Origin of the sequence: Paraburkholderia sp. SIMBA_027 (genome assembly GCF_046535315.1) — a bacterium.
Lineage (GTDB): Bacteria > Pseudomonadota > Gammaproteobacteria > Burkholderiales > Burkholderiaceae > Paraburkholderia > Paraburkholderia tropica.
Map to the genome: position 1 here is coordinate 1 of NZ_JAWRWY010001676.1, position 233 is coordinate 233.

At 62.2% G+C, this 233-nt stretch carries 1 protein-coding gene; it reads left to right on the top strand.

Annotation, left to right across the window (positions count from 1 at the left end; all coding sequences use genetic code 11):
• On the top strand, window positions 1–233 hold a 233-nt coding region (locus SB764_RS44885; RefSeq protein WP_410867421.1), incomplete at both ends, for an ABC transporter permease subunit.

Sequence of the window (233 nt, forward strand, 5' to 3'; positions counted from 1 at the left end):
ATGCTCAAGCAGGCCGGGATCATTCAGGACTTCAACCTGTATTCCAAGACCGGCCTGATCATTCTCTACACCTACTTCCAGATTCCGCTGGGCGTGCTGCTGCTCTACCCGGCCTTCGACGCATTGCGTGAAGACTGGCGCGAATCGGCTTCGCTGCTCGGCGCCAGCGGCTGGCAGTTCTGGCGGCATATCGGCCTGCCGGTGCTCACCCCGGCGCTGCTCGGCACCTTCGT